Annotated in this window: 20 protein-coding genes; 14 read left to right on the forward strand and 6 right to left on the reverse strand. The window is 44.8% G+C overall.

The features are described from left to right. Positions 1-3: 3 nt before the first annotated feature. The 4 genes from KO537_RS18545 to KO537_RS18560 all read left to right on the forward strand — a co-directional run bounded on the left by KO537_RS18545 (position 4) and on the right by KO537_RS18560 (position 2,662). Positions 4-480 (forward strand): VOC family protein, encoded by a 477-nt coding sequence (locus tag KO537_RS18545; RefSeq protein WP_219235277.1) that lies wholly within the window; start codon positions 4-6, stop codon positions 478-480. Continuing rightward, the gene (locus KO537_RS18550) at positions 467-1,456 is read left to right on the forward strand and encodes a glycine betaine ABC transporter substrate-binding protein (RefSeq protein WP_251071154.1); all 990 of its coding nucleotides are present in this window, start codon (positions 467-469) and stop codon (positions 1,454-1,456) included. Before KO537_RS18545 ends, KO537_RS18550 begins: the two co-directional genes overlap by 14 nt. Beyond that, positions 1,453-1,938, forward strand: a complete 486-nt coding sequence (locus tag KO537_RS18555) for an Atu1372/SO_1960 family protein (protein WP_198573679.1) — start codon at positions 1,453-1,455, stop codon at positions 1,936-1,938. Before KO537_RS18550 ends, KO537_RS18555 begins: the two co-directional genes overlap by 4 nt. Before the next feature lie 169 nt (positions 1,939-2,107). Continuing rightward, on the forward strand, positions 2,108-2,662 hold the full coding sequence (locus tag KO537_RS18560; protein ID WP_173244211.1) for a sugar O-acetyltransferase: 555 nt from the start codon (positions 2,108-2,110) through the stop codon (positions 2,660-2,662). A 122-nt stretch (positions 2,663-2,784) separates the two neighbouring features. On the opposite strand, the gene hppD is transcribed toward KO537_RS18560, so the two are convergent. Both hppD and KO537_RS18570 read right to left on the reverse strand, forming a co-directional pair. Further along, a complete protein-coding gene (gene hppD / locus KO537_RS18565) occupies positions 2,785-3,825 on the reverse strand; it encodes a 4-hydroxyphenylpyruvate dioxygenase (protein ID WP_219235280.1) in 1,041 nt (346 codons plus the stop codon). 76 nt (positions 3,826-3,901) lie between these two features. Beyond that, positions 3,902-5,062 (reverse strand): homogentisate 1,2-dioxygenase, encoded by a 1,161-nt coding sequence (locus KO537_RS18570; protein WP_219235282.1) that lies wholly within the window; start codon positions 5,060-5,062, stop codon positions 3,902-3,904. A gap of 207 nt (positions 5,063-5,269) precedes the next feature. Here KO537_RS18570 and KO537_RS18575 point away from each other — a divergent pair, with 207 nt between their 5' ends. Together KO537_RS18575 and KO537_RS18580 are read left to right on the forward strand one after the other, a co-directional pair. Continuing rightward, entirely contained in the window at positions 5,270-6,184 is a 915-nt protein-coding gene (locus tag KO537_RS18575; RefSeq protein ID WP_028759592.1) for a LysR family transcriptional regulator, read from the forward strand. A gap of 256 nt (positions 6,185-6,440) precedes the next feature. Then, on the forward strand, positions 6,441-7,235 hold the full coding sequence (locus KO537_RS18580) for a TIGR00266 family protein (RefSeq protein WP_028759593.1): 795 nt from the start codon (positions 6,441-6,443) through the stop codon (positions 7,233-7,235). 112 nt (positions 7,236-7,347) lie between these two features. On the opposite strand, the gene KO537_RS18585 is transcribed toward KO537_RS18580, so the two are convergent. From KO537_RS18585 to KO537_RS18595, 3 genes are all read right to left on the reverse strand, one after another. Continuing rightward, a complete protein-coding gene (locus KO537_RS18585) occupies positions 7,348-8,616 on the reverse strand; it encodes a membrane protein (RefSeq protein WP_028759594.1) in 1,269 nt (422 codons plus the stop codon). A gap of 368 nt (positions 8,617-8,984) precedes the next feature. Continuing rightward, complete coding sequence (locus KO537_RS18590) at positions 8,985-9,323, reverse strand: hypothetical protein (protein WP_219235284.1); 339 nt, start codon at positions 9,321-9,323, stop codon at positions 8,985-8,987. Positions 9,324-9,432: 109 nt separating this feature from the next. Beyond that, positions 9,433-9,894 carry an EVE domain-containing protein gene (locus tag KO537_RS18595; protein ID WP_028759596.1) on the reverse strand — a complete coding sequence of 154 codons (462 nt, stop codon included), beginning with the start codon at positions 9,892-9,894 and terminating at the stop codon, positions 9,433-9,435. Between the two features lie 277 nt (positions 9,895-10,171). Here KO537_RS18595 and KO537_RS18600 point away from each other — a divergent pair, with 277 nt between their 5' ends. From KO537_RS18600 to KO537_RS18620, 5 genes are all read left to right on the forward strand, one after another. Then, the gene (locus KO537_RS18600; protein ID WP_028759597.1) at positions 10,172-10,552 is read left to right on the forward strand and encodes a DUF6508 domain-containing protein; all 381 of its coding nucleotides are present in this window, start codon (positions 10,172-10,174) and stop codon (positions 10,550-10,552) included. Positions 10,553-10,688: 136 nt separating this feature from the next. Next, positions 10,689-12,401: an AMP-binding protein gene (locus KO537_RS18605; RefSeq protein ID WP_219235286.1), complete on the forward strand. Its 1,713-nt coding sequence runs from the start codon at positions 10,689-10,691 to the stop codon at positions 12,399-12,401. A 353-nt stretch (positions 12,402-12,754) separates the two neighbouring features. Beyond that, complete coding sequence (locus tag KO537_RS18610; RefSeq protein ID WP_219235288.1) at positions 12,755-13,501, forward strand: transporter substrate-binding domain-containing protein; 747 nt, start codon at positions 12,755-12,757, stop codon at positions 13,499-13,501. Between the two features lie 165 nt (positions 13,502-13,666). Further along, positions 13,667-14,707: a M14 family metallopeptidase gene (locus KO537_RS18615; protein ID WP_219235290.1), complete on the forward strand. Its 1,041-nt coding sequence runs from the start codon at positions 13,667-13,669 to the stop codon at positions 14,705-14,707. Beyond that, the gene (locus KO537_RS18620; RefSeq protein ID WP_219235292.1) at positions 14,704-15,594 is read left to right on the forward strand and encodes an alpha/beta hydrolase; all 891 of its coding nucleotides are present in this window, start codon (positions 14,704-14,706) and stop codon (positions 15,592-15,594) included. Before KO537_RS18615 ends, KO537_RS18620 begins: the two co-directional genes overlap by 4 nt. Positions 15,595-15,629: 35 nt before the next feature. Here the strand turns inward: KO537_RS18620 and KO537_RS18625 are convergent, their stop codons facing one another. Then, positions 15,630-16,037: a YccF domain-containing protein gene (locus KO537_RS18625; RefSeq protein WP_028759602.1), complete on the reverse strand. Its 408-nt coding sequence runs from the start codon at positions 16,035-16,037 to the stop codon at positions 15,630-15,632. Between the two features lie 267 nt (positions 16,038-16,304). On the opposite strand from KO537_RS18625, the gene KO537_RS18630 reads away from it, so the two are divergent. The 3 genes from KO537_RS18630 (at position 16,305) to prs (ending at position 19,373) form a co-directional block, all read left to right on the forward strand. Then, entirely contained in the window at positions 16,305-17,333 is a 1,029-nt protein-coding gene (locus KO537_RS18630) for a 1-aminocyclopropane-1-carboxylate deaminase/D-cysteine desulfhydrase (RefSeq protein ID WP_219235294.1), read from the forward strand. An 81-nt stretch (positions 17,334-17,414) separates the two neighbouring features. Beyond that, complete coding sequence (locus KO537_RS18635) at positions 17,415-18,128, forward strand: NUDIX domain-containing protein (RefSeq protein WP_219235296.1); 714 nt, start codon at positions 17,415-17,417, stop codon at positions 18,126-18,128. Positions 18,129-18,485: 357 nt separating this feature from the next. Beyond that, on the forward strand, positions 18,486-19,373 hold the full coding sequence (gene prs, locus KO537_RS18640; RefSeq protein ID WP_219235298.1) for a ribose-phosphate diphosphokinase: 888 nt from the start codon (positions 18,486-18,488) through the stop codon (positions 19,371-19,373). Positions 19,374-19,381 lie beyond the last annotated feature (8 nt).

The raw sequence follows: 19,381 nt of genomic DNA on the forward strand, positions 1-19,381 counted from the left end.
CTTATGAACATAGTCGGATTGGATCACTTTACCATCAGAACCCCCAAACTGGTTGAAACGCTGTTGTTTTATCAAGTCATCCTTGGATTGAAATTAGGTTGGCGGCCACAGTTTGGTTTTCCTGGACATTGGCTCTATGCCTCAAATAAGCCCATTTTGCATTTAGTGGAAGCGGGCGATCAGGCGCTAGATGCCTACTTAGGGGAAAGCAGAAATATTTATGGCTCGGGACGTGTTGACCATTTGTCGTTTCGTGGCACGGATTTACACCAGATGCAGCAGCATTTATGCCAGCAGAGGATGATTTTTCAGGAACGAATTGTGCCTGAGATTGGTGAGCATCAGTTGTTCCTTGAAGATCCGAATGGCATCAAAGTAGAGATGATATTCCCCTATGCAAAGGACAACGCCATCGTTGGAATTGTGATGGATAGGCTCGCTATTTCAGACACCAAGGAGCCTGAACATGGCGGAGATTAATGTCTTCAGAAGGCAATTATTGCAAACGTTGGGATTGGGCAGTTTGGCATCATTGGCATTATTTCCTCGAGGTGCGATGGGTATGAATTCATTGAATAAGAGTACAAATATGGAGAGCTCACAGGGTAAGCCGATGATTCGCATGGGAGTGACGGACTTAAGTTTTCATCGAGTCACCGCCGCTGTGGTGGCCCATGTGATAGGGATTATGGGCAAAGAGGTGCAACGAAGCTATGCATTGCACGAGGCTAATTTTGAGCAGCTAGGTGAAGGCAAAGTGGATATGCTGTGTTCTGCATGGCTGCCCCATAGCCATGGGATTTATCGACAAGGTGTCGAAGAGCGAGTTGCTACGCGGCAACTCGGGCTGCATTATGAGCCCTATGCGCTCTGGGGCGTACCCGATTATGTGCCTGCTGAGCAAGTGTCGAGCATTGAGGATTTACTCAAACCTGACGTGCAGCAACGTATGCGGCCCATCATTCAAGGGATTGGTGAGGGGGCGGGGATCACGCGATTTTCTAAAAATATCATGACGCAATATGGATTAACGGCGGCGGGTTATCAATTTAGAACAGGCACTCAGGCCGACTGTGTCGCCGCTTTTGAGTCTGCCGTAGCGGTAAACGATTGGGTGGTCGTTCCTTTGTGGCATCCACAATTTTTACATCATCAATACGGTATTCGCGATCTTCAGGACCCCAAAGGTTTACTCGGGGGAAAAGATAAAGCGGTATTGCTCGCCCGTGAACGCGAGTTGGCGGTTAATTTCTCGCCAGCACAAATTCAGGTGCTGGATAACATAGTATTATCGAATCAAATGGTTGCAGAACTCGATTATGCGGTTAATCGACAAGGAATGACGGAAGATGAGGCCGCTGCGAACTGGCTGACAGTCAATCCTCAGCATTTGACTACGTGGTTAGCCCCGCTGCTTAATCCTGCGAATGTCTCATCTCAGGGGGTGACATTATGATGATCACACCTGAATCGCGGCTAGTAGCGGCAGGGCTTGAACTACCTGAGGTTGCTGCGGCTCTTGGAAATTATGAACCCTATTCAATTGTCGGCAGTCAGTTAATGACCTCGGGTCAGTTTCCCTATTTAGAGGGCGAGCTTCAGTATCAAGGACAATTGGGCGCCGATCATACTGTGAGCGAAGGCTACGCTGCCTGTCGTCTTGCGACCCTAAATGCCATTGCCCAATTAAAACAGGCTTGCGGTGAGCTTTCGCGGATAAAACAAATTTACCGCTTGGAAGGAGTGCTAAATGTGCATCAATCTTGCTTTGAACATCCTAAAGCACTCGATGGGGCTTCGGATTTATTGCTTGAAATCTTCGGTGAAGCAGGGCGTCACAGCCGGATGATTTGGACAAATCCTGTCATGCCGCTGAACAGTTTGTGTCTAGTGTATTTATTTGCAGAACTCTATTGTGATGACGAACAAAGGCAATGACCTTTGTCTCGATTGAGATTTAATGCTTGAATGTGACTCACATTGGCTATTAGCTAAATGTTCTGTCAGCAAGACGGGTAGTTCATTCAAGAGCATATGAGGCAGTTCTTGAACTTTCATCAATCGATTGTTAGGGTTAAGTCATCATGGACTGAATGTTGACAATACGATGACTGAGAAACAAAAAATGTTGGCGGGCCAGCCTTATAAGGCTTGGGATGATGAGTTATTGGCTGAGCGGATGCGGGCGAAATCCATTTGTCATCAGTTTAATCTGGCCGAACCGACTTTGCTTGATGCCCGAATGGAGCATCTTCGTGGCCTGCTTGATATTCAACACTGTGCCCATATTGAGCCTAATTTCTTTTGCGATTACGGCTATAACATCCATATTGGTAAACAATTTTACGCCAATCATAATCTAACCATATTAGATGTTTGCTCCGTCTCGATTGGCGATAATGTGATGTTTGGTCCCCATGTGATGATTTCTACCGCAACGCATCCTATTAATCCTATTGCGCGGCAAACGACGGAATACGGCGCGCCAATTCAAATTGGCAATAATGTCTGGCTAGGCGGAAACGTCTCTGTGTTGCCCGGTGTGACCATTGGTGATAATTGTGTCATTGGTGCTGGTAGTGTCGTGAATAAGAGCATTCCCGCGAACTGTGTGGCGGCAGGTAACCCTTGTAAGGTTATCAAACCTATCAATGTGGAATAATGCAGGAAGGTCGATGCCGAGTGATTGGCGTCAATGCTGATGCTGATTTAAATGACGATTTAGATCGTCGTAGAAACAAAAACGGTACGCAGTGCGTACCGTTTTTTATGGGGGATGAAAACTTACAGTACGCCGCGGCGCATTTGATCCCGTTCAATCGATTCAAACAGAGCAGTAAAGTTGCCTTCGCCAAAACCTAAGTTATTTTTGCGTTGGATGATTTCGATAAAAATCGGTCCGAACAGGTTTTTAGTGAAAATCTGCAGTAAATAACCGGATTCATCGCCATCCACCAAAATTTGGTGATGTTTGATGCGCTCACGATTCTCAGTCACCTGCGGCAACTTCTCAAATATGGTGTCGTAGTATTCAGGGATGATGTCTAGGCATTGGATTGAACTGCCTTCCATTGCATCCAGAGATTTTACGATATCGCGACTTCTAAAGGCTAAATGTTGCACACCTGGGCCATTGTATTCCTTCAGATATTCATCAATTTGGTTTTTATCGCTGCCTTTACCTTCGTTAATCGGGATACAGAAGCTGCCATCGGGCGAACGCAGGGCGTAGGACACTAGCGCGGTTTGTACGCCGCTGATGTCAAAGTAGCGCACTTCAGTAAAACCAAAAATATTTTTATAGAAGTTAGCCCAATGTTCCATTGTGCCTTTGTAGACGTTGTTGGTTAAGTGATCGACCTCGATAAAGCCTTTCTCTTGGGTGATAATTTGCTCGTCTAAATCTTCAAAATCAGCGGCATAGATATTGTTATCTGCGCCAAAGGTGTCGATGAAATAAATTAAGCTGTCGCCAATGCCGTAAATCGCAGGATAAGGCAGATCTTTGTTGGCATCATCGGCGGGTTTTGCACCACGTTCAACGGCAACGCGATAGGCAAAGCTGGCATCTTCTACACGCCAGCCCATAGAACAAATGGCTGGGCCGTGGGATTTAGCAAACTTAGCTGAGAAACCTTCGCGCTCAGTGTTGAGCAGAAAATTAATGTCATTCTGTTTGTAGTACAGGATGTCTTTGTTCTTGGCTTTTTTCAGCAGAGAAAAACCAAAGTCGATAAAGACTTTGTGCATAAAATCAGTATCAGGGCTGGCGAATTCAGTGAATTCGATACCTAATAAGCCCAGTGGATTTAGTTCGCTTGCCATGATGTTTTCCTCGTTATTTTAGTGCAACACGCCGTCACTCTAATGACTCCCGCATGGGAGTGCTGGTGGCTTGGGGCTAGTCTTCTAGCCAAGAGCGGTTGTAGTCTTTGCTCATGCAATTTTGTACATGTTCGGTTAATTTCAGTGGGGCGAACGTGTCCACCATCACTGCATATTCATAGGTTTCTTTTTTGCCAATTGAGGCTTCAGTGCGGCCCGGTTGTGGTCCGTGGGCCACACCTTTTTGATGTAAGGTCATGTAACCCGCTTCAATGCCCGTGCGGCTCATAAAGTCGCCATCGACGTAATACAAGACTTCGTCGCTATCTATGTTGTTGTGGTAATAAGGCGCCGGAATCGATTTAGGGTGGAAATCGTAGGGGCGCGGTACGAAGTTACAAATCACAAAGTTATGGGCGGTAAATACTAAGTGATCAGAAGGGGGGAGATGGATTTTGCCTACCTTTGGTGCGTATTCTGTGATGTTGAATGCCCAAGGGTAAACGCAGCCATCCCAACCCACTAAATCAAAGGGATGCCATTCAAGCGTGGTGAGTTGGTATTTATCGCCAAACTTACACACTAAGGGGAAGGCGCCGCGCTCAACCACAGCCTCTTGCAATGTAGGTACGCGCAAATCGCGCTCGCAGTAAGGTGCTGATTCTAATAGCTGACCATACTCGTTACGGAAATGCTTAGGCACTTCCACCATAGAGAATGACTCTATGACGAAAAGTCGCACATTGCTGTAATCGTTGAATTTAAGCTGATAAGTGGTGCCACGTGGGATCACGAGATAGTCCCATTTTTGGACCTTAATTGTGCCGTACTCGCTGTAGAGTGTGCCTTCGCCTTCGTGGACAAAAACCACTTCATCGGCATAGGCGTTACGGTAAAACTTGTCGGTATCGGCGGTGACTTTGGCGGTATAAAGTGCTAAGTCATTGTTATAAAAAATCTTGTTACGGGCGCTGAAGAAATTACCTTTACGGTCGGCGTCGCGGGAATCGAGTTTATAGTTTTGGACCAGCGAGTCTTCCCAATTGGCACCATGGCCTAGGCTGTAGGGCGCCACTTCTAATGCTTTGGTTGGCATGTTGTGGTGATATTTATTGGAATAAATATTGGAAAAACCATGGGTTGAGAACAACTCTTCACGGTAAAGCTCGCCGTTTTCCTTTTCAAATGCGATATGGCGCTTATGGGGAATCTGGCCTTGTTTCACATAAAATGGCATGGAGGATCCTTGGTTTTTACAGCGGCGTGAGATTAGCTCTACTTCGCTTGTCGTTATGGTTATGTGATCTTGTTATCAATTTAGTTGCTTGAATGAACAAAAAAAAGAATAATAAATCCGTTATCTCAATCTAAAAATTAGATGGTATTCTAATCTTTACGAATCGTAGTGTTTCCGTGACATGTTCATTAGAGCCAAGGAGTGACCATGCGCATCGATATTGATGCTTTTAATGTGCTGCAAGTGCTGGTGGAAGAGGGCAGTTTTGCCAAGGCGGCGGAGCGATTACACAAAGCGCAATCGGCGGTGAGTTATCAAGTTAAAAAGTTAGAAGAGCACCTCGGCGTGCCGCTTTTTAGCCGTGAGCAATATCGTGCTGAGCTGACGCAAGAGGGCCGCGTGATTTTGGCCGAGGGACAAAGATTACTGCAACACCTTGCAAACATTGAACATCTTGCCAGCCGTTTTAGTGAAGGTTGGGAGCCAAAGTTAGAGCTAGTGATAGATGGAGCCTTGCCGATGGAGCCAATTATGACGGCCTTAAAGCGCATGGCTGAACATCAGATCCCCACTAAAATTCAGCTGAATATGGAGTTTTTAGGCGGTGTACAACACAGATTTGAGCGGGATAATGCCGACTTGATGTTAGTGAAAGATTATCGCACAGGCCCCTACTATCATCCGCAACCTTTGCCAGCCATCACTAGCGTGCTGGTGGCCAGTGCTTCGCATCCTTTATCTTTTATTCGCGAAATTAGTTTGTCTGAGCTGCAGCAACATGTGGAATTAACTATCGAAGACTCTTCACCCAATAAAAGTTACCGCGATGAAATGCAATTTGGCGGCGATAAAGTGTTTTATCTTTCTGGTTTTATCATGAAAAAGAACGCTTTGTTAAAAGGTTTAGGTTTTGGTTGGTTGCCAGACTTTTTAGTCCAAGAAGAGTTAGCTAAGGGCGAATTAGTTGAAATCGACTTCGTCGGTGGCAGTCGTTTTACGTTTATTCCACAGCTCGTCTCGACCTTAGAGCGGCCGTTAGGCCGTGCCGGACAACTTTTTACCGAGTTGATATTAGAGGAGTTTGCTAAGGCTGAGCAGTTTAATGGTGTGGGTTTGGGTTGATAAGTCTTCGCTTGTCATCTTTTGATACAAGTTACCGCATAAAATAATCGCATTTTGACATTTTATGTCATAGATTAATGCCTAGGTCAGATGAAGGTTTAGATTGAGAGTTAAAATAAGGCCTAAATTCAGACTGAGCTTGGATCTAGATTAAGGTCGAGATGAAGAGTGAAATTGAGCTGCGATAGGTAAAGAGCCGTCCATCGGGGTCAATCTAAAGGATAGTAACAAGGAACTGACAGTTAAGGGGAACAGTATGTCTAGACGTTGTCATGAAGTGGATTATGAAATTATCGGCCACAGTATGCAGTTGGTTGAAGTGGAACTCGATCCTAACGAAACCGTGGTCGCTGAAGCGGGTGCGATGAATTACCTAGAGCAAGATATTAGCTTTGAGGCCAAAATGGGCGATGGCTCTGAGCCTGAGTCAGGCTTTTTCGGCAAGTTGGTGGGCGCGGGTAAACGGGCATTGACGGGTGAGAGCATTTTTATGACTCACTTTACCAACCAAGGCAATCAAAAACGTAAAGTTGCCTTTGCCGCCCCTTATCCAGGCACTATCCTAGCGATCGACTTGGCCGAACATGGTGGTGAGCTTATCTGCCAGAAAGACAGTTTTTTGGCTGCGGCTTTAGGTACACGCGTGACGATGAAATTTAATCGCCGCTTAGGTACGGGATTTTTTGGTGGCGAAGGATTTATTCTGCAAAGCCTACAGGGCGATGGTATGGCGTTTATCCATGCGGGCGGCACCTTAGTGAAAAAAGAACTAAAAGGTGAAACCTTAAGAGTTGACACAGGTTGTCTTGTTGCATTTACCTCAGGGATTGATTACGACATAGAGCGTGCAGGCTCATTAAAGTCTATGGTCTTTGGTGGTGAAGGTTTGTTTTTAGCCACACTCAAAGGCCACGGGACGGTTTGGCTACAAAGCTTGCCATTCTCACGTATGGCGGATCGCATTATCGCCCATGCCCCATCAGCGGGTGGCAGTGATCGCGGAGAAGGCTCTGTGCTTGGTGGTATTGGTCGCATGCTCGATGGGCGCTAAATGATAAGCTGACATGCTGTCTTCTCTTAAGGCATTCCAGACTATCCTCTGGGATGCCTTTTTAGTTGAAACCTGTCATTTCCTTCAACGTTTTAAGCGTCTTTAGTTGTTGCTAAGGCAGCGTTTGGTTGTTAAGGCTTTGCTGAATGCGTCTTTCAACTAGTTTAGATATGAGATACATCATCAAATAGCCCGTGCCTAAGGCTAAAATCACCGCGACGACATTCTCCGTATACAGGCGGTAAGCGTAGAAAGTACCGACCAGTACTGCGATACCAGCAAGGCGAATAAGTAGGCTTTGAGTAAAGTAGCCATGAGCTTTGATATAAGCTAGCTGGTAGCCATTGAGCATCATAAATATAAAAAACATGGAGAAATGCATTAATACTGGGGCCGCTTTAATGTATTGCTCGGGGAACAACCAAGCGACTAACGGCTTGCTCGCAAAGACCATAACGACAAAAAAAATACCGCTGATCCACAAAGAAACTTTAGTCAGCCATGACTTAATTTGTTGGACTTCGTCAAAGCGTTTTTCTCGTACGCACACTGCGACTTCGGGCAGCACAAAACGGTAGATGGGAAAGACAAAAAGCAGGGTGAGGTAAGTGATCATCGGCCGCACCACCACTTGGAAATCACCCAGTTCATCTATGCTGAAATAGGCAATAGTCAGCAGTACGGTGATGTAAATCATCAAGATACTGGCCCCCGCTTCCATGGACGCCGTCAGGCTTTTCTTCATAAAACTGCGTAAACCCGTATCAAAATGCACTGCACTTAAGGGCGGAGTGGCAATATCTTTGCGCCGTTTTAAGTACATATATAAGGCAACGATGAGCGATGACAGTGTCATGCTGTAAAAGAGTGATGCAATGGCGGTTTGTTTTAAGCCATAGAAACATAATAAAAAGCTAGTCACTTGCGCGAGCGGCTCTAACCAAGTGACTCTATTGGAGATGGCATATAGCCGGTACATGGCAATTTGATTGGTAAAATAGACCTTGAGCCCCATACTCAGAATAATCCCAACCAATTGAAAATATTCTACATTGAGCTGAAGTTTGTGTTTGATATAGGGTAAAACTAAACCCCATGTCAGTAGTACCATAGCGATCAAGCTGTAGCGGAATATATTAGTGATATCCACATCTTGCTTGGTCTGGGAGTAGGTCACCACCATAGAGGAGCGAAATCCCGTCATTAGGATTAGCGACAGTGAGATAATGTCGATCACTGTGTGATAGAGCGCTAGATCGGCTTTGGCAACCCATTGTGCTAGCCAGAGTTTAAATAGAAAACCCACAGAAATACTGGCGAGTGATGCCCAGAACCCCGCAATAATTGCCTGCTTAACCCGTTGAAGTGAGGTGTTTTCCATTATCAAAAATCCAGCGTTAGTCTACGGTCATTATCGGGATGCTATGAATTCAATTAAGATTTTGCCTTAGCCGCATGAGTATTTTTAGGTGACACTTATCTTGTTCTGTTCGATATCTTTTCACCCTGCATGAGTCTAGCATTTAGCCAATTTGCGACCAATAGCCAGATAGTAAAGATATGATAAATATCAATATGTTGCTTTATTGTAAGTTAGAACGTTATTGAGTGAGGACTGGGATGATAAATTGTCTTACAGACAACGTTTTTTGATAGATCAAAGCAGTATTAAGAAGTACTCAACGCCCAGATAAGCGCTGGGCGTAGTTGTAAAAGTGTCAGTTATAAATGCCATTTTGCCATGGGAAGTTAATCGGTAATGATATTGACGATATCGAGGATTTTACGGCTGTTATTATCGAGTTTGATTAGTGCACCTTCGACTTGAATGCTAATGATGCCATCTCTGTCTAAGGGCACTACGATGCGGCCGCGATCATAAATATCATGCTCAAGCACATCACCACGCTGGAGTTTTTTCTGCCAACCGGGTGGCAGTGACTGACCTTGGTCAACTTTTTTCTGTAATCCCGGCGGTAGGCTTTTATCCTTTTTGTGGTGCTCATGGTCATCTTTAGCAAAGGTTGAGATGGACATCGTTAAGCTGAGGACAAGTCCTGTGATTACCACTGAGGTCAATTTATTCATCTGTACTCCTAAGGGGCATTGAGTTGATGTTGTGTCCAATGCTTGATGTGGCCAACAATAGGCGATGCTAAATGAACTATAGCTGAACGTTCTGGTTCAAGATTGCTTTCTAGCGGGTTAACATGAGTACAGCTTGCCATTGTTCGGCGGTCACAGGTTGGATACTGAGTCTTGACCCCTTAGAGACTAAATACATGTCCGCCAGTTGGGGTAAACTTTTTATCAAACTTAAGGGAATAATCTCGTTAAATTTTTTGACAAAGCGGATATCTACTCGTAGCCATCTTGGTTTGGTTGGATCTGACTTAGGGTCAAAATACTTCGATTCGGGATCGAAGGCTGTGCTGTCGGGATACGCATTGGTCACGACTTCTGCTATGCCGACAATTCCGGGCACTTTGCAGCTTGAATGGTAAAAAAATACCTTGTCGCCAATCTGCATCTCATCGCGCATAAAGTTACGCGCCTGATAGTTACGGATCCCATGCCAAGCTTCGGTTTGGTTAGGGCAAGCCTTAAGATCATCTATGCTGAATTCGTCGGGTTCCGATTTCATAAGCCAGTAGTTCATCTTGTTTCCTTTACTCATAGTTGCCGTTAAGCGCTTCAATACCGCTGAGTTTATCTGAATTTTGTCGAATACCCCAGTTCGTCACCCATATCAAATATTGTGAGTTTGATTAAGTTTCCGTTCAGATAACGTGGCTTAGCCTGTTGACAGCAATCTTATTTGGTATGCCTTATGCAAATTCTCGTTTCTAAGGCAAAGCGTCAAATTCGATCTCGGTGTGTGACTGGTGTCGTACAAGTTGTGGCAGCAGAGGCAACCAAAACCTGTGAGGTGTGTTATGGGGACTTCAACAATGACATCCGATTGTGGTTTATACACTAAATATCTTAAGGATTTTACGGCGGGTGATGTGATCTTAAGTCATGAGCGAATGCTGGAATTTATTAATGACCTGACAACGCAAGGTTGGTTATTGGCTAATTTCACTTGGGACTATTGGTATAACAACAGTTACTTAGTCGATAAACCTGCCTATATTCGTGATGCGAGTATCGCACAATGTAAGTTGCTGTTGACGGCCATGACGCGACTCGAGGTTTTTAGCCCCGGCGTGTTAGAAAATATGCGTCGCCAAGGCGTGTTACTGGCCATTGTTGAGCGGTTACAAAGCTTAAATGTGCCTAAGTCGAGTACTCATTTTGAGTTTATCAGCCGTTAGCACTGGGCTTTAATGGATTGTTATCTAATCGTTTGTCTTACTCTTTAGTCTAATAAAGTGCTTTTTTACTTGTGACATGATCCGTGGATTGGTTAGTTTGGACCTCGCTAACCATAATAAATGCACGGAGGCCTTAATGTCAGTTCCTACAAGCCAAGTTATCAGCCCGCTCAACGTTAGCGAGTTTAGAGGCGAGTCATCACCGAAACTCGTTGAGAAGACCATAGGTCAATATCTTGATGAGATTGCGGCAACGTATCCCGACCAATTAGCTGTCGTCGTATACCATCAACATATCCGCTGGAATTACCGCCAATATCTTGCCCAAATCGATGCGCTCGCCACAGGACTATTAAAACTCGGCATTAAGTCTGGTGATAGGGTAGGGATTTGGTCGCCTAACAATATCGAGTGGTGTTTAACTCAATATGCGACCGCTAAAATTGGCGCCATCATGGTGTGTATTAATCCTGCGTATCGTCCTGAAGAGTTGCAATATGCGCTGAGTAACGTGGGTTGCCGCGCAGTAATTTGTGCTGATAAGTTTAAATCCAGCAATTATCTTGAGATGCTATATGAATTGGCGCCTGAGCTAACCTCTTGCCCCTCGGGTAAATTACAAGCTAAAGCCGTACCTGAGCTTGAATTTGTGATCCGTATGGGCGCGGAGAAATCCGTCGGTATGTTGAATTTTGATGACTTGATCGTTGATGTGACCGCCGCTGACAGGATAATGCTCAAGAGGATTGCTAAGGAATTAAGCCCGTACGATGCGATTAATATCCAGTTTACCTCTGGCACGACGGGCAGCCCGAAAGGTGCGACCCTATCCCATCATAACATATTGAATAATGGCTATTTAGTCGCAGAGGCGATGAAGTTTACCTGTCACGATAAACTCTGTATTCCAGTGCCTTTATACCATTGTTTTGGCATGGTACTTGGCAGTTTAGTCTGCTTAGCCAAAGGCGCAGCTGCTGTGTTCCCCGGAGAATCCTTCGATCCACTGACGACATTGCAAGTGATTGAGCAAGAGCGTTGCACCGCTTTGCATGGCGTACCGACCATGTTTATTGCCGAGTTGGAACACCCAGAATTTGCTCGTTTTGATTTGAGTTCCTTACGTACCGGCGTGATGGCGGGGGCAACTTGTCCTGAAGAAGTGATGCGACGTGTACAAAACCTGATGTATATGAAGGAAGTGCTGATTGGCTATGGTCAGACCGAATGCAGTCCGCTCAATCACATTACTGAAATCGACTCACCCGTAGAGAAACGCGTTCTCACCGTTGGCCGTGCTTTACCCCATACCGAAGTAAAAATTGTCGATGAATTTGGCGAAGTGCTGCCAATTAATCAACCCGGTGAAGTTTGTAGTCGCGGTTACTGCATTATGCAGTGTTATTGGAATGATCCTGAGAAAACGGCGGCAACCATAGACAGTCAAGGCTGGCTACATTCGGGCGATATTGGCCAAATGGATGAGCAAGGTTATGTGCAAATTGTGGGGCGCATTAAAGATATGATTATTCGCGGCGGCGAGAATATTTATCCCCGTGAGATTGAAGAGAAACTTTACACCCATAAAGATGTGCAGGATGCGGCGGTCTTTGGCGTTCAAAGCGATAAATACGGCGAGGAAGTGTGTGCTTGGATCAAAGTCCGCTCAGGAGCCGCGATTACAGAGGCTGATATTCGTCATTTTCTCACCGAGAAGTTCGCCTACTTTAAAGTGCCGCGTTATATCAAGTTTGTGGATCAGTATCCAATGACAGTGACGGGAAAAATTCAGAAATTCAAAATGCGTGAGCTGATGTATCAAGAGTTATATGAAGATATTAATGCTTAAGTCATTTGGCTTTGAGTTGATTAATACTATTGATATTTGACTTCCAAGCCGCGCAATGCGGCTTGAATTTTATTCTGTCTAGCTATTTCGGTTAGCAGATAAACGAACAAGCTAATTGGCTAATGAAAAAGTCGGCGAGTCATACCATCAAGCCAAGCTGTACTTTGAGTTAGCTTTTGCTGCTAATGTCGTTATTCTAATTGTAACAAAACTTCACTTCACCGCTGTGGCTTGATAGCTATACTAAAACCAGTCATAAAATCTAACCAGTCATAAAATCTCGGCAGATAAAAACGAAAGCGTTAAGTTGTCGATGATGTAATCGTAAATCCATGCAGGCAAAGGAGTACTAAATGGTTCGATGGCGTTCAATGCTCCTTGTGTATTGTCTTTCCTTTATGGGATTAAGCGAAGCTAAAGCGGACACCTTAATGCTCACATCTTTACTTTGGCCGCCTTACTCAGGAGAGCAATTAATGGAGCAGGGTGCCAGTATTGCCGTGGTACGGGCGGCGTTGAACGTCATGGGACACCAATTAGACGTGGATTTCTATCCGTGGAGCCGCGCTGTCAAACTTACGACTATGCCGAACTCTGACTACATAGGTTATTTTCCTGAATACTATGTAGAGACTGAAAAGTTTATCTTTTCAAAACCGATTGGCGAAAGTCCATTGGGGCTGGTGGAGCAAAAGTCCCATCCAGTAAGTTGGAATTATATTGAAGATCTTAATCGCTATACCTTAGGTGTGGTGAAAGATTATGTGAATACTCAGGCCTTAGATCGCATGATCTTTTCCGGTGTACAGCGGACTGAAGCTGTGACTTCGGATGAGCATAATGTTAAAAAAGTTGCCGCAGGTCGGATTGATGCCGCGGTGATTGATGTCAACGTTCTGCACTATTTACTCAAGCAAAAGCCCTTACAGCCGCTGGCGACAAAGTTGCAAATCAATCGGCAAATTCTGGCGAATAAGCAGCTCTATATCGCGTTTCGTAATACAGAAGAGGGACGGCGTTGGCGAGATATTGTTGACCAAGGTTTAGCGCAGGTTGACGTAGAAACTATCATTGGAGAGCTACTTTATCGTGAAGACTGATGTAGGGTTTTAGGATAGTTTATTCTTTGTTTTACTCGCTATTTTTCCGCTTATTTCCCCGTAAACTCACTTCTGATATGCAGTTTGTCATCATTTTGTCTTTGTTCACTATTAGTATCACTTTAACGGCATGAGTAGTTCTCTCATTTTATTGATTAAGGTGACATGAAGAAACTTCCTTTTGAGCTTCCATTTGAGTTAGATACGCTGCAGCAACTCATTGATACTCATCATCTTAAGTTGGATTATCAGATCCTTGCCGACATTCCATTCCGCCAAGAGCATTTCCCCCTTTACAGTGTTGAGTTAGGTGGTACAGATACGCCTTGTCCGACAGTACTCTTTGTGGGGGGCGTGCATGGGGTTGAGCGTATTGGATCTCAAGTTATTTTGGCATTGTTAAACAGTTTATTGCAGCGGCTTGTTTGGGATAAACACCTACAACAGATGCTAACGGGCCTGCGGTTAGCTTTTGTACCTGTAGTGAATCCTGTTGGGTTATTCATGGGAACGCGGGGCAATGGTAATCAAGTAGATTTGATGCGTAACGCTCCAATAGAATCCCGTGAAAAAGTGTCCTTTATGGTGGGAGGACAGCGTATATCGTCACGGCTGCCCTGGTATCGCGGTATTGGGGGAATGGAGCTGGAAACTGCGGGCTTAGTTGCCTATGTACAACAACTGTTGAGTCGCAGCACAAGTTTGATTTCGCTCGATGCCCACTCGGGATTTGGCTTGAGTGATCATATCTGGTTCCCCTACGCCCATACCCGTACCGCCTTCGAAAATGCCAATTATATTTTTCATCTAAAACAATTATTTGAACAGAGTTATCCCCATCACGGCCATTATCGGTTGGCGCCGCAGAGCCAGTTTTATCGCACTCATGGTGATATTTGGGATTATCTCTATCGCCAGCACCAAGTGGCTGATCCTTCTGCTCAGGTGCCATTTTTACCTTTGACATTAGAGATGGGATCTTGGGCATGGATAAAGAAGAATCCTAGACAAATATTTAATTTTGCTGGCTTTTTTAATCCACAAAAAACACATCGTCACCACAGGATTTTACGCAGGCATACAGTACTCATGCAATTTATGATGGAAGCGGCCTATGCCCAATCGTTAGAGCAGTTAACACCTGAACGTTTGGCTGAGCTGACAGAGTGCGCACGGCATTATTGGTATCGGGAGTCTCAGTCATGACAACTTGGGTGTTATTAAGAGGATTAATGCGTGATCAGCGCCATTGGAATGGTTTCGATCAGCGTCTGCGACAAAAGGGATTGCGAGTGCTGACACCGGATCTTCCGGGCAATGGGACGCTATCCCACGAATTAAGTCCGCTTAAGATTGCTGATTATGCCCATGCCGTGTGGCAGCAATTAGATGAGCAGGTACAGGAAGGGGAGACTATTTATCTCCTCGGCTTGTCTATGGGCGGTATGTTGGCGCTGGAAATGGCATGCCAGCGACCTTGGCAGATAAGGCATGTCTTTGTATTAAACAGCAGTGCGGCGAATTTATCGTCTTGGTATCAAAGATTTAACCCGCTGAATGCATTGAAGGCTTTTTTCATGCGGGCTCGGGGTAACGCTTTACATCCAATCGAGTCGACTATAGTGCGTTTAACCAGTTTTCGTCATCGGCGAGACCGAGATTTAATTGTCAAGTGGAGTGAGTTTCGCCGCGATACCACACCAAGTAGACGCAATGTATGGCGACAACTTTGGGCGGCTTTTCAATACCAATGTCCATTGACAGTGGAAGTACCGATAACTGTGCTCTGCGGTGACCGTGATGCGCTGGTGAGTATGGCATCGAGTAAGGCGCTAGCACGGCATTTTGACACCGATTTGATTGTACTCGCGTATTGCGGTCACGATGCAGCTATAGATGCACCCGCAAAACTGGCGCATTATCTGTTGGACATTGTGGGGGCGACTAAGCCGCAAGTGCAGTTTTCTGTGGATAGTGAGCCTGCCAATACTCAATATGATTGCAACGATTTATTGGAGGAAGAAATAGCCTTAAACGAAGCGATATTTACTGTATGGGATGACAAAGCGCTATCCACTCTTGAAACCAAATAATCGAGAGTGAATAGCGCAGTTAACGCATTGTCTTATTAAGCTTTAGCCACTACGGTTTGGCCTATCGGTGTGAGGCTGAGTAAAGCCAACTTAAGATGCTGTATCCCAAAGGGAATACCGATAATCGTCACAAAACAAGCTAAGGCGTGGACCAAATGCCCTATGGCTAACCAGATCCCAAAGAGTAAGAACCAAATGATATTTCCTACCATGCCTAATGCACCTGTGCCCAAGTCTTCACGCCCAGTTAAGTGGCGACGGTTCATTTGTTCTTGGCCGAAGGGCCAAAAGGTCATTTCGCCGATAACAAAACAGGCGCGGCCGAAGGGAATACCAATGATACTGATAAAACACAGGATACCTGCGAGCCACCAAGCGAGTCCCATCACAAATCCGCCGAGTACAAACCAAGCTATGTTGAATATTAAGCGTAATACAGCCATTGAAAACTCCTTATGTTTACCCTGTTAGCCTTTATCGTTAGCTTCGATAAATTGAATATATATCAATGTCTAAGCGATAACTATGCCAACTATTTAAATTGTTCATAATCAATTGGTTAATTATATGTATTCGAGATTCATGTGTCATTTTCACTAGTTTTTCGCCAAATTGATAATTTCTTAAGGGCGTAACAGGAAGGTCGGAGTTACACTAGCCTTCCCTTAACTGGTTTAAAAACCAGATAATTTAATTGTTTGAGTCGCTTGATGTTTGCAAATTCCCCTGTCGATACATTTGCCTTTGCTGGCAGAGACATATTCCTAAAACGTGATGATTTACTGCATCCGGCGTTTAGTGGCAATAAAGCTCGCAAATTCGGCTATTTTTTAGATCATGAGTTTGCAGGCATCAGCAAGGTGATAGGTCACGGCTCGCCATTGGCTAACTCACTGTATTCATTGTCAACATTAGCGAAGATGAAAGGCTGGCAATGTGATTTTTATGTAGATCATATTGCCAGTCAAGTGGTTAAACATCCTACGGGCAATTACGCTGCCGCTTTAGTGAATGGCGCTAATATTATCGATTTAAGTGTGTTAATAGCACAAAATCAGGCGTGCACTCAGTCGCAATCTGAGCCTCACGTTTTGTCAAATCTTAATGCTAGGCCTGACCCTACTGCGCAAGTGGGCGATGTGCGGCTGAGTTGCCAAGATTATATCGAGGCTCAAGTACTCGTGAATGAGCCGACGGCGCTTTTTATCCCAGAGGGGGGGCGCTGTGCTTACGCCGAATACGGGGTTAATAGATTGGCGCAAGAGATAGTACAGTTTGCGAAGGCGAATGGATTGGTTGATTTAACGGTATTTTTACCTTCGGGGACGGGAACGACAGCGTTATTTTTAAATCAGTATTTTATCCGTCAGCAAACGGATATTCGCGTCGTGACTTGTGCTGTTGTCGGTGGCGATGATTATTTGCGCTTGCAATTTTCGTTGCTTAATACCAATACCAGTGAGCATCCACAGATTGTTAATGTCGGCAAGAAATATCATTTTGGTAAACTTTATCCGGAATTTTATGCCATGTGGCAGCGGGTCTGCGCCTCAGGCGTGCAGTTTGAATTACTCTACGATCCCTTAGGTTTTATTGTGCTTGAGGAATATTTACAAGGCGGAGGCTCTCGTCCTGTGATGTATATCCACCAAGGTGGCTTACTCGGGAACGAGACCATGTTGCCACGTTATCAGCGTAAATTTGGGCAAAGTGGCTCATCCTGTGCCTCTGAGCATTGACTTAGTGACGCTAAGACATAATATGTTTGAAGCTATGTAATGCTAAGTTAAGCTGATGATTTGGAACGATGGGGAATATCAATGACTGAAGCGGAATATCTCGCCAATTACGATCCTAAGGTTTTTAAGGCTCAGCTACTGACAGTAGATGCTGTATTGTTTACCTATCACGATCAGCAGCTTAAAGTACTCCTAGTACAACGCTTAAATCATCCATTTTTAGGTTTATGGGGATTACCTGGAGGGTTTATCGATGAAAATTGCGATCAATCCCTTGAGCAAACTGTATTACGTAAACTGCATGAGAAAACCGCGGTAGTGCCACCTTATATTGAGCAGCTATGCACTGTGGGTAATCGTGGTCGCGATGTAAGAGGCTGGTCTGTGACTGTGTGTTATACCGCCTTGATGAGTTATCAAGCTTGCCAAATTCAGATTGATTCAGTGAGTGATGTTAAGTGGTGGCCATTAGCAGATGTGTTGCAGATGCCCTTGGCGTTTGATCATCTGCAGTTAATTGAGCAAGCGCGGGAACGCTTAACACAAAAAGCCTTATATTCTTTAGTGCCAGGATTTGCACTGTCTGAACCTTTTACCTTGCCAGAACTGCAGCATGTTCATGAGGTTTTGCTGGGCAAGCCTATCCAAGGTAAATCTTTTCGTCGGCGGGTTGAACAGGCCGATTTATTGATCGATACGGGATTAAAGCGCACCGAACGGGGTCGTCCCGCTAATTTATACCGCTTGAAACCCAATACCGCATCGTATCGCTTCTTAAGAAATTTAGAATGTTGATCACAGTGAATGTGGATTTAGGCCAGATATTCGCCTTGCTCAATATGAGTTACGGCGACTGATTATGCCTTATTCATGGTGACTTTGAATCAGTAAAGACTGTTTAATTACTGATTTTGCCTTAATGTCTCCGGTTCTTATATTACTCGATACCCATATTGTAGCTTCTTAGTTGTCGCGCCCATTTATAGTGTCTAAAGGACACTATATGTCATTTAAGCATAACATTTTAGGTTGCTCCGTCTGAAATAGTCTAAAAATCAACTTTACACAATAATGTCTTTAAGACACTATTATTCATGTAGACAACAAGGGCGCCGTCAATTTCGGCAATCTTGCCACAGACAGGAGGTTACTATGTCTCAACGTATTCAGACGTCCCAAGATGTTTCTCACGCTCAATGTTCGCAAGCCGATTTTTATCGGTTACCCGCAGCTAGCGATGAGACTCACTACCGCTTATTTCAATTTGGTGCGGGGGAGAATCATGTTCAAATACTTGTTCCTCCTGCTAAACGAGTAACGATCTTTTTCAGTTATCGGGGCGATCATTCCATCATGCAGCTCTTGTTGTTAACTGATGCATTACGTCGCAGTGGTGCCGAGCAAATTAATTTGCTACTGCCTTATATGCCGGGCGCTCGCCAAGATAGGGTGTGTAATGCCGGTGAGGCCTTGTCGGTAAAAGTCTATGCTAGCCTGATTAATCAGCAGCAATATGCTTCGGTCACTGTATTTGACCCTCACAGCGATGTCACCGCCGCATTGTTAGACCGAGTTCAGGTTATAGACAATCACAGCTTTGTCGCCGCTATCACTGCCCAATTATCGGATGAGCTAGTGTTAGTCTCGCCCGATGCGGGGGCGAATAAAAAAGTATTCGGCTTAGCTAAAGCGTTACAGGGAATGCCGGTGATCAGGGCCGATAAACATCGTGATGTGGTCAATGGCCATATTATCGCTACCGAAGTGTTCTGTGATGACTTATCGGGTAAAACCTGCTTAATCGTTGACGACATTTGCGCGGGTGGCAGAACCTTTATTGAACTTGCCATCAAATTAAAGCAAAAGGGAGCCCAAAGCGTCATTTTGATCGTGTCACATTATGAAGATAAGGCCAGCGAGTTGGTACTGCGAGAGTCGGGCATAGACAGATTATTTTGTACCGATAGTTTAGGTGTCCCCACACATATTTCGAGCGAGTTCTGTCATTGCCATGCTGTTTTGAGTTATATGAATCATTAAGGAAAATA

This window comes from Shewanella sp. NKUCC01_JLK, from assembly GCF_019345615.1.
GTDB lineage: Bacteria > Pseudomonadota > Gammaproteobacteria > Enterobacterales > Shewanellaceae > Shewanella > Shewanella oncorhynchi.